We start from the raw sequence: 6,895 nt of genomic DNA on the forward strand, positions 1-6,895 counted from the left end.
TATGGAGTCAAAGGATATGCAAGACAAGCAATTAAATATGCAGCCAAATCAGCCAAACTATTAGCAGGATTTGGAGCATATGCACAAGGAAAACGAAAGACATTTGCTGGTGCTGCTGCTAACTATGAACAGGCTTCCCAAAAAGCTGATGCTGATATAGCAGCAATCCGAAGCAAATTGAGAAGCTAACAAACATTTGACTTGATTTTAGGGAAGGCTGCAACCTTCCCTTATCACTATACTATAAACAGAAACGGTATTATGTGGCAAGCAACATTTTTATTCCAAGGAATTTTTACCGCTGCAATTTTAGTAGGATATGAAGCTGTAGGTTGGTGGCGATTTTTAATACCATTAATGGTTTTTAAACTACTAGCAACAATTGGATTAACTGGTTACTACTGGATTAAAAGAGGAGTTAGTGATTTCTGGGAATTAATAGCATTCACTATCCTATCAGCAACAGCATTTCTATCAGGATTTAGTTTAGGAGTTTTTATTTGATGAACTTGGCAACTGAGAGAATTATAAGCCATCTAAATGAACTACATGACGTAACTAAATTTTATCTTTTAGGTCAATCTTTCTTTGGTATTTATGCAGTAATCAGTCGCAATGAGGAGTTATTACACTTTGCCATTGCATGGTCATTAGGGCATTCTATTCTGGGTTGGATAATTAGTAAAACTTCTGCTCAGTTTAAAGAATTAATTGGTGTAATTAGACGTGCTGAACAATTAGATTTTGATGCCGAAACTTCTGCGATATTATACTCCCGTGAACAAGGATTTAACCAAGATGCAAAACAAATATTATCTTTTTGGACTGCTACAGATAACCAGGAGGCGATCGCACCTAAAGTGGTAGAATCACAGGAAGCTGCTAAACAACCTACTTTCACACTATCAAAACGGGTGGAAGCATTGGAAGAACTGGAAGTAGCGGAAGTTGTTAAGCTAGTCGATTTTATTCGTACTTCCACCGCTTCCGATTCTTACATAATTGAGAATATGTTGCAAATGAAAGGTAGGAGTTATCAGAAAGGTAAACAACTATTGGAGCAAATTAGAGCAATTATTTAGGAGTTATTATGATTGATAAATATGAGAAAATGCTAGAAATATATTTTGAATTAGATAGGAGAGATAATGATAATTTAATTGCTCAAATGGAAGGATTATAGTCTCTATACAATCATCAAGATTTGCTTCATAAAGATGAGCAAAAAAGATATCAGAGAATGTGTGAAAGAGTTGGAAATTTTCAATTTTTAGAAGGGGATGATTTGCTGTTTTTGAAGTATTGGAAGAATAGATTGAAGGAGTTAGAAAGTGTGGATTAAGGAAATCAATGAGTGTTCTATCACAGATTAATGGTATAAATAATTAATCCTCTCAGAGTCCAATTTTGAGAGGATTGTAATCTAATTCCAATTATTTTTTATTTGGAATTAACAATTCAATTCAATTAGATAACGACTAGACAACGACTAGACAATTATTATTGTATTATATCATGAGTGAAACAAAAAGCAACAATTACGACAACCTTCGTGGAAATACAGCCCCTGGATATTTAGATTCAGGTAATGGCCTAAAGTATGCTTGTGAGTCAGTCAATCCTAATTATGACAATATTAACCCATATTTATTACAAAGTATGGGAGATAATTGGGCTTACAAAACAACAACAAATCAAGTATTTGCTAATTTAATCATGTATGGGGCTGATTTTGAGGAGCTAAACAAGAAAGAAATATCAGTCGATTCATTTAGATTTAATGACCATAAAGTCTTGTACCGAGCTTGTAAAGAATCTCATGAAATTTTCCAAAAAATAACTCAACCAATCATCTGTGACTTATTAGTAAAAATGGAGAGAGCTGACCTAATCAACCATCTTAATAACTTGCTAAATTATCCTCAGTTATCACAAGAGAAATATGCGTTAAAAGTTCTGGAATTTAGTCTCTTAGAAAAACCAGAGCGTCATAAGAATTCGCATGAATATTTAGTAGATGATTTAAGAGGACAAATCCGGGAGATTCTCTTTGATTTAGGGGCAATTCAGGATTTAAAGAAAGAAATTGTTAATCAAGGACTGATTAATATTTATGAGTTTAATGAGGTACTTTTTGATGAGCGACAAAAACATTCTAAGCAACTGGCAGCCTCTCTTTTAGAAAAGGATTTATCCTCATCGGAACTGGAGATTGAGTTTGCTAAATATAAAGCTAATAAACTGGACATTAAATCAATTTATTGGCAACTGCAAAAAGAACAAGAAGATTTAGAAGAAAAAAAGCTATTTACCCCACTAATTCGCTCTCAGAAAAAGTATGATTATCTGCCGGATAAACTAAAGATGTGTAGCCTACACGCTCAGAACCTGGGATGGGATGAACTGGCAATAATGGAGTGTTTAATAGCTGCTATTAGTGGAGTTATCCATGGTGAATTTGAGGTGGAAGTACATGATGGTTGGTCAGAAAAATTAATCAGTTGGGTATGTTTAATTGCTACTTCTGGCAAAGGTAAATCACCATTTATTAAACCAGTTCGCAAGGCATTGGGAAAATTAGAAAAACAAGCTGCTGATGCTTATATGGATGACTACCAACACTATCAATCTCTATTAGCTGAATGGGAGAAAGGAGATAAAAATCCAGGGGACAAACCAATTGAGCCACAGTACAGAACATTTATACAAAGCAGCTTTACGATGGAGGCAGTTTGCGCTCAGTTTCAACGTCAAGGTAACAGAGGGATTACATTTTTCTATGATGAATTATCAGCGCACTTTGCAGCAATGAATCAATACCGCAATGGGGATGATAAAGAAGCTTGGCTGCAGTTTTACGATGGCAACATTTCACCAAAACTCCGTATGAAATCTGATGATAGACTTGGTGGTAGTTTAATGACTGGTAACAGTTTTAACTGCCAAATGGGGATTATTGGTGGAATACAGCCGGAGGTATTTCAGGATTTATTGAGTCAGACAAACCTTCGCAGTGCAGGGCATTTCGCCAGATTCAACTACTTATGGATGGAGAATAAACCACTAACCTTAGAAGAAGTGATTTCAGGTGGCAGTGCAGTTGACGTTACTGAGGATATTTATAAATTATTGGTTTGGGCTGCCCAACTACCAGGGCAAAAATTTATGTTTTCGCCGGATGCTTTTAAATATATTGTGACCAAAATCAGCTTGATGGAAACTAAAGCGATGGAGGAAAATAACCAGATTATGGCTGAGTTTTTGAATAAATTTCCTGGTAAGTTTCTGAGGCATTGTGGGTTGCTTCATTTATTATTTAGCTATCCAAATGAACCAACTAATTTAATTTCTCAGTCAGTTTGTCAAGTGGCTTTTGACAGTATAGTTCAACAACAATATTTTATTGAAAAAGTTTGTTTGCTGAAACCTAAGCCAACACTTTCTGATACTATGAAAAAAATTCTTCAATACTGTCAGGAAAAAGATAATTTTATTTCAGCAAGAGATGTTTTACAACTACGATATTTTCGTAGTTTAAAACCAAAACTTGAGGCTACTACTATTAGACAATATTTCTTGGACTTTGAGAAAATGGGACTGGGACAAACTCAATATCAAAATAAGAGAAAGGATAGTTTAGTATTCAAGTCTTTGGACAACAAAAAGTCTTAAAACCCTTATTATGACTAAATTTGACCTGTCACATCTTAGGAAACAATGGACAACAGTTGACACAACTTGTGTCACAACTCCTGTCACAACTTGTGTCAAAAATTCTAACTTGTGTCAATTGTTGACTAACTGCTGACGGGTTAAATCTATACCCAGTCTAGATTATAAAACTTTTTGTTGTCCAAACAGCTTTATACAAATCCCGATCGCCACTATGGGACATATAGTTGGCCACAAATATAGTAGCTTATCTATAATTGGCCATCAATTCCTGAGAAAAATTAGTCTAAAATTTTCTAAGATATTAGAATTCTAAGATTAATTATTACGAGCGTCGTTGTGGCCAAAAAAATCCTAATTCAGAAGGGGAATATTGGGTCGAAAATCAAAAATATTCAGAGTATAAAGTTAGAGGTTGTTATCTAGAAAAAGTAGAGTAACAGCAGTAACTGTAACCGTGGCGGAGCCACAGTTTCTGTATCTGCTGCTGTTACTATCGCTGATGGCAGAATGTAAGTATCGAACAAATTCGGTAGCAATACTTTAGCGTCAGCGGCCTGCACCGTCCGTCTTTTTCATCATGATTTTTGTATTTTTTTATTATGTGAGGACGTGTGCAGGTAAAGTGTTGCAGCGTAGCGGTACCGAATTTGTCGCCGTTGTTTTTCGGTTGCGCTATCATTCTTCGCCGACTACTAAAGCTCCCAAAAACGTAATCATTGACTGAATTTTTTTAGCCGTCAAAAAGACTCAAAGATTACGGAAACTTAATCAACGACGGCTCTCCTGAGACGGAACCTTAGAGAGACTTAATTTGTAGAAGATGAGTCCTCGAACTTCTACAAATTATAGTTGAACTTAGGTTAGTTGATTTAGTTGTAGTTCTTTGAGGCTTTTAGGCGTTCTCACTGCTGGACAAAAATAATAAAAATATAATTAGAAATGATTGATATTCCAGTTCCTTTTTAAGCTAATATTGCCGAGCGCATTATTAAAAGCACTCACAGTAAAAAAACCAATTTAAAAAAGTATAAGAAAGTGGGTGGCCGATGGGGATGGGGGAGCCACTGTACCCCCGGCCCCGGCCGCCACTACTTACCTTGATAAGAAAGTAAACTTTTTAATAAATAAGGCATAATTTTTAAATGGCCAATATGGATGGGGTTTTCGTAAATTTAACCGTATTTTCTCTGATGACAGAGGGTATAATCTCTGCTAATAATGGAAATATATTAATTTCATTATATGGGTACTTTTAATCCGCAATATCCCTCAAGTAGTTTTGTAGGGATGCAACCTTTTTTAGGTGAAATTTTTCCTGGTGATGCTAATTTTAATAAACTCCAACGTAGTGTTCGTCAATCTGCAAACCTTTTGCAAATTGCTGCTGAAAATAGAAAAAATCAGGCAGAAGCTTCTAAGCTTCAGGATTGGGCTGATAAGTTAATGGGTCGCAAATATAATAATGATTCTTGTGGCAGCAAGCTCAGTTTTATCAAAACTGTTGACGGTCCGAAGTTGATTGCAGCTAATTTCTGTCGTGTTAGATGTTGTCCGATGTGTACTTCCCGACGCTCGGCTATGTGGAGGGCTAAAGCGTTTCGTGCTTATCCTGAACTGGAAAAGTTAAATTTACGATACTTACTTCTGACTTTGACTGTTCGCAATGTTCCCATTTACAGGTTGCGTGAGTTTATTGATAACACTTTATCTCCTGCTTCCCACAAGTTTATGATGAGCTTCAAATATAAACTGGGTAGGCTTTACAGGGGATACTTACGGTCGTTTGAATGTACTCAAACTAAGCACTGGATTTATAATTCTCATCCTCATCTTCACTACATGATTGCGGTTGAACCTGATTATTTTGAGAAAAAATATATGGAGCAGTCGGAGTTTAAGGAATTGTGGAAACGCTCTCTGAAAGCTGACTATGACCCAATAGTTAGTATTGAAGCTGTTGATTATTTTGAGCGATCGCCTTTGGAGGTGTTGAAGTACGAGTTAAAACCTGCTGATTATGTTTCTGATTGGCATTGGTTTCCTGAGTATGCACTGCAAGTTTCAGGAGTTCAACGAATTAGTTTAGCCGGAGTGTTTCGTAAGCATTTTAACTTTCTCAATCGAGATGGGAGTTTAATTAGTAGTGACTACGACGATGATAATAGGAATTTTTTCAAAGGTAAGAGTGGTAAAAAGGCAAAGATTTATAACTTTGAATGGTTGGAGAAAGGTAATAATAAACAGTATTGTTTAAGGGGGGCTTAATGGTTGCTAGTGCTGAACAAAAAATTACAATTGAAAAATGGGAATATGCAGTTGAACATCCAGAATATTTAGTGGATGAAGATATACAATTTGGCTTTAAGCTTATTAATAATAGAGAACAACAATGTTACTATTCATATTTATATGTAGAGAGTGGTATTTGAGATGGTTAATAAAGGAAAGCCTGGTATACATAGAACAGTTGATGCAGCAATTGAGTATTTAATGTTTCTTGCTAATTATGTTGTTAGAGTACATCGAATTATACGTCTAGTTCCAGTTAAACTGTGCGTATAAGATAACTTATACGTGTGGCGTTGTTTTCTGTCCGTTTCCTCTCGCAACGCTATCTTGAGCAGAAACAGTTGATTCATTTTTGTTAGACTGTGCTAAACCAGCGGCACCAGCAATTGCTGTTCCAGCTAACCCGATTCCGGATGACTATTTGGCATCATCACTATCGGTAACTAAGACAGTAACTCCAATGATTCCACCAATCGTTGCAATAAAGATAGGGGTTATGGAGTAAATGAATTCAGGAGTGAGTAGTTTCATCTTTAGTAATCCTTCATGGGTGCAGAAATTGTTCTTTCTATGGCAAATCTTTGTACGAAGAGAGTTCTATTTCTAGGGAGTTTCGTATAACAGGTTCGCCATATTGACCTAAACTATGGAAAAAGTATCATTGACTTGTTCTAGTCTATCCAGGACTTAGCCAAAATACACCATCCATCGCTGTTATTGCTTACAGTCCAGCAGGTATTCATAAGACTGTAAGAATATTAGCATCTTGCCATTTTCGGAAATGGCTTAAAGCTAGGGTTCGTGACTAAGTCTCCAAACTCAATTGTTTTGTATCCGTATTTATAGTTAATAAAAATGCCAGAATTAAATTTGGCACACACAAACCTGTAATTAGGGCTAAAACTAGAGACGCTGCAATGAGGGTGTCAAC

Annotated in this window: 8 protein-coding genes; 7 read left to right on the forward strand and 1 reads right to left on the reverse strand. The window is 35.9% G+C overall.

Going from position 1 to position 6,895, the window contains the following annotated elements:
* From F6K22_RS25880 to F6K22_RS25895, 4 genes are all read left to right on the forward strand, one after another.
* The coding region (locus F6K22_RS25880) for a hypothetical protein (protein WP_293104639.1) at positions 1-189 on the forward strand (189 nt) is incomplete at its 5' end.
* A 72-nt stretch (positions 190-261) separates the two neighbouring features.
* Positions 262-504: a hypothetical protein gene (locus F6K22_RS25885; protein WP_293104642.1), complete on the forward strand. Its 243-nt coding sequence runs from the start codon at positions 262-264 to the stop codon at positions 502-504.
* Positions 504-1,082 (forward strand): hypothetical protein, encoded by a 579-nt coding sequence (locus F6K22_RS25890; protein WP_293104645.1) that lies wholly within the window; start codon positions 504-506, stop codon positions 1,080-1,082. Before F6K22_RS25885 ends, F6K22_RS25890 begins: the two co-directional genes overlap by 1 nt.
* 433 nt (positions 1,083-1,515) lie before the next feature.
* Positions 1,516-3,672, forward strand: coding sequence for a DUF3987 domain-containing protein (locus tag F6K22_RS25895; RefSeq protein WP_293104647.1), 2,157 nt, complete (start codon positions 1,516-1,518; stop codon positions 3,670-3,672).
* Positions 3,673-4,094: 422 nt separating this feature from the next.
* Here the strand turns inward: F6K22_RS25895 and F6K22_RS25900 are convergent, their stop codons facing one another.
* Positions 4,095-4,235: a hypothetical protein gene (locus tag F6K22_RS25900; protein ID WP_293104650.1), complete on the reverse strand. Its 141-nt coding sequence runs from the start codon at positions 4,233-4,235 to the stop codon at positions 4,095-4,097.
* A 682-nt stretch (positions 4,236-4,917) separates the two neighbouring features.
* Here F6K22_RS25900 and F6K22_RS25905 point away from each other — a divergent pair.
* The 3 genes from F6K22_RS25905 to F6K22_RS25915 are packed head-to-tail and all read left to right on the forward strand — an operon-like array spanning position 4,918 to position 6,237.
* Positions 4,918-5,940: a protein rep gene (locus tag F6K22_RS25905; RefSeq protein ID WP_293104652.1), complete on the forward strand. Its 1,023-nt coding sequence runs from the start codon at positions 4,918-4,920 to the stop codon at positions 5,938-5,940.
* A complete protein-coding gene (locus tag F6K22_RS25910) occupies positions 5,940-6,104 on the forward strand; it encodes a hypothetical protein (RefSeq protein WP_293104654.1) in 165 nt (54 codons plus the stop codon). Before F6K22_RS25905 ends, F6K22_RS25910 begins: the two co-directional genes overlap by 1 nt.
* A gap of 1 nt (position 6,105) precedes the next feature.
* Positions 6,106-6,237 carry a hypothetical protein gene (locus tag F6K22_RS25915; protein WP_293104657.1) on the forward strand — a complete coding sequence of 44 codons (132 nt, stop codon included), beginning with the start codon at positions 6,106-6,108 and terminating at the stop codon, positions 6,235-6,237.
* Positions 6,238-6,895 lie beyond the last annotated feature (658 nt).

Origin of the sequence: Okeania sp. SIO2F4 (genome assembly GCF_010672385.1) — a bacterium.
Lineage (GTDB): Bacteria > Cyanobacteriota > Cyanobacteriia > Cyanobacteriales > Microcoleaceae > Trichodesmium.

Coding starts and splice junctions, on each gene's coding strand:
- F6K22_RS25885 (WP_293104642.1), top strand. CDS start 262: ATGTGGCAAGCAACATTTTTATTCCAAGGAATTTTTACCGCTGCAATT.
- F6K22_RS25890 (WP_293104645.1), top strand. CDS start 504: ATGAACTTGGCAACTGAGAGAATTATAAGCCATCTAAATGAACTACAT.
- F6K22_RS25895 (WP_293104647.1), top strand. CDS start 1,516: ATGAGTGAAACAAAAAGCAACAATTACGACAACCTTCGTGGAAATACA.
- F6K22_RS25905 (WP_293104652.1), top strand. CDS start 4,918: ATGGGTACTTTTAATCCGCAATATCCCTCAAGTAGTTTTGTAGGGATG.
- F6K22_RS25910 (WP_293104654.1), top strand. CDS start 5,940: ATGGTTGCTAGTGCTGAACAAAAAATTACAATTGAAAAATGGGAATAT.
- F6K22_RS25915 (WP_293104657.1), top strand. CDS start 6,106: ATGGTTAATAAAGGAAAGCCTGGTATACATAGAACAGTTGATGCAGCA.